Genomic DNA, 3006 nt, shown 5'->3' with positions numbered 1-3006 from the left:
GCCGCGACCACCCGCTCGCGCAGGTCTATCGAATAAGCCCTGGCCATCCCTGCTGGCCTCCTCACCAGCCAGCAGGTTGAATCAGAACAAAGCCGCCTTGGGAATCCCAAATCGATTCAGCACAATCTCATCCGGCTCTAGAGGATGATGAGTTCGGGTTTGACCCTTCTTCGTCACCCCCGCGAAAGGCGGGAATCCCGCTTTTGCGGGAATGGCGAGAGGAGAATCAGCGTAAACACATCAGGCTCTAGCGGCTGTCCTCCCCATCGCTTCGCGAAGGGGAGGAGAAATCACGCGCAATAGCTCGGTAGGGAAATCGACTGGCCGGCTTCCCGCTGGCGCCAGACGCCGTCGGGGAGGCGGTAATATTGGCCCGGCTGCACCTTGGACGACAGGAGCTGGCAGCCTGTGGCGGCGGCGACTTCCTCTATCTTCGCATTCCGTTTGGCGGCGAGATCGGTGTAATAGGCGCGGCGCTTGATGTTCACGGCGTCAACCTGAGCTCGCAAGCTCCCATCGGCGGATCCGACGACGCCAAGATAGCCGTCGGCCTGCTCGCCGACCTTGCCGGTGGCGCGAAGCGACGCGGAGGCCGAATCGCCCTGCAACATCGCATAGGCGACACCCGTGCCGCCCACGATTGCGGCAACGCCGATGCCGGCGGCGAGGATCAGTTTCAATCGGCGGGTCATATCAAAAAACTCCCGGATTCTCTTGTATGAGATCGCGTACATCCTGCTGAAGGCGCACGACAACCTCTTGTCTGATATTGATGTTGAGGTTGATCTCGATCGGCTTGTCCGGCGCGCTCACCTGAACGCATCCGGCGAGAAGCCCCGCCACGGACGCGGCAAGCAGCCATCTCATCGGCTTGATCGCACCCGGCCTCGCCTTGAGACCCACTCTCGTCAATATCGGCCCTCTCATTGCACAGTCTCGCTTTCTTCAGGCTGAACGGTCGTTTCGGCGGGAAGGTCCTGCAGCCCTTCGGGCAGGACCGGCTGGATCAGCAGGCTCGGATCCTCGAGCGATCTCGCGGTGGCGATCAGGGACCTGAACGGACCGCGGATGCTGATGTTGAATTCAAGCGGAATCTTCGCAATCTGCCCGACGATCGCGCCGGCGATGCCGCCCAGGGGCTCGGTGTTGGTGGCGATCCCGTCGAGCTCGATCTGGGTCAGGAATTCGCCCGCCAGCTCGCCATCGAGCGCGATGATGAACCGATCGTAGCGCAGCGACTTCAGCGCATCGAAGGCCAGTTTGCCGTACGCACCCAGATCCTGGTCGCTGACGGCGCCGATATAGGACAGAGTCCCGCCTGGCGGGCGGGCCTCCAGTCGGCCCCCGTCGATCTGACCGCCGCGCTCGTCGAAGATCATCGGCACCACACCGTCGAAGATGCCGGTCGCCGAAATGTTGGAGAACTCCATGATCTCGACGAACCGCGCCGAGTCGAGACCGACGACGCGGAAGGTCAGATTCCTGGGCGCCGGCTTGCTGAAATCGAGAATCGTTTCCTCCAGAATCAGCTCACCACCCGCGAAGGGCCAGCGCCCGCTCTCGACCCGGACGCGCAGGTCCGGCAGGAGCTGGTAGCGGATAACGCCGTCGAACACATCGATGCCGGTTCGGATAAGGTCGACCTCCGCCACCTGCCCCGGCGCCGAGACGATCCCGAGCAGGTCGGTGAAGTTGATCGTGGTGGTAAGACCTTCGACCGGACCGAACGTCGCGGCGAGATCCATGTCGGTCGTGGAGAAGCTGCCGGTACTCGTCACGCCCTCGGCATTCCAGGCGATCTCCCCCCGGCCCGTCACCGTTCCGTTGACCAGGGCCACGACGCCGGTCGTGAGGCGGGTCAGCTCGTCCGGCTGATAGTCCGGGCCGAAGGTGATGCCGGGGACGTCGAGCACCGCATTTCCGGCGCCGCTGTCGAGCGAATGGGTGATGTCGGCCTGGGTGACCCGGGTTCCCGTCTGGGGATCGATGAGCCAGCCGGTCGCTTCTATCACGCTGTCGATCAGCGTCAGATGGAAGTCGTTGGTGACGAGCGGGTAGAAACGCGCGGGGTCCTGCTCGTCCGCGACCGTCATGGTGTTATCGACGGTGAGATCGCCCCCGAGCACGCTCCATTTGCCGCTGGCGTCGCTGAGGAGCAGCGGCACGTTGGCGATCTTGCCCAAACCCCCGGAGAAGGTGCCGACCGCGCCCCCGCTGGTGAATCCGCCCGACAGGCTGCCGAAGTCGAGGCGGTGGACGGCGTCGCTGCCCAGGCGGACGGCGACGTTGGCGCTGGTGAAACCGGGATCGGCGACATTGAACCGCAGGTGATCGGCGGCCATCGTGATGGGCGATCCGCCAAGCTGTCCCGCGAGACGCGGGGTGCGGATCTCGGCACCCCCCTGGATGCCGCCTGCCGGCGTCTTCCAGAGCAGGGCCCGTCCGGTCGGGCAGAGCGGCAGGCGCGTCGCGCCGAGCCGCAGCCCGGCTACTTCCAGCGAACGGAAGGCGACGGGGGTGCAGTCTTCGCCGAAGGCGAAGCCGCCGCCGAACCGGCCGGATATCGGCACGACAAGGTCGGTGACCCTGCCGTCGCCGAGTGGACCATTGATCAGCGCCGTCGTCCGCACCTCGGTCGTGCCGCCGCCACCGGCCGTAAAGCGAACAGGCGCGAGTCGAAGACTCGCTTGCCCTGCCCGCATCGGCTGGACCTGGGCCACTCCGCTGATGGGCGCACCGCCCCTCGACTGGCTGAGGCTGGCGCGCATCTCGGGAAGCCCGCCGCCCGACACCGCTATATTTCCGTCCAGCCGCGTCATTCCCGCCGGCCAGTAATAGATGAACCCGTCGCCGGCGCCGCCGAGGGCGACCCGGACTCCACTGCCGCTGACGGCGTTCAGGCGTCCGACACGGACCGCTCCACCCGACCGGCCGTTGACGAGGCGGATCGTGGCCGTCGCGTTCGCGCCCCGCGCCGCTCGCGCCACCGCGCCGGCCAGGGCGTCG

Annotated in this window: 3 protein-coding genes; all 3 read right to left on the bottom strand. The window is 65.9% G+C overall.

Annotated features, from left to right (window positions below; all coding sequences use genetic code 11):
• Positions 1 to 290: 290 nt before the first annotated feature.
• Positions 291 to 692: a YdbL family protein gene (locus VIR62_RS15535; protein WP_431872757.1), complete on the bottom strand. Its 402-nt coding sequence runs from the start codon at positions 690 to 692 to the stop codon at positions 291 to 293.
• Between the two features lies 1 nt (position 693).
• Positions 694 to 867: a YnbE family lipoprotein gene (locus tag VIR62_RS15530; protein ID WP_431872759.1), complete on the bottom strand. Its 174-nt coding sequence runs from the start codon at positions 865 to 867 to the stop codon at positions 694 to 696.
• 56 nt (positions 868 to 923) lie between these two features.
• Positions 924 to 3006, bottom strand: a 2083-nt coding sequence (locus tag VIR62_RS15525; RefSeq protein WP_431872755.1) for an intermembrane phospholipid transport protein YdbH family protein, incomplete at its 5' end; no start/stop codon positions are given.

It is taken from the genome of Allosphingosinicella sp. (assembly GCF_036570505.1).
In the GTDB taxonomy this organism is placed as follows: domain Bacteria; phylum Pseudomonadota; class Alphaproteobacteria; order Sphingomonadales; family Sphingomonadaceae; genus Allosphingosinicella.
Note: the sequence above shows the minus strand (reverse complement) of the source record. Positions and strands in the feature narration are given on the sequence as shown.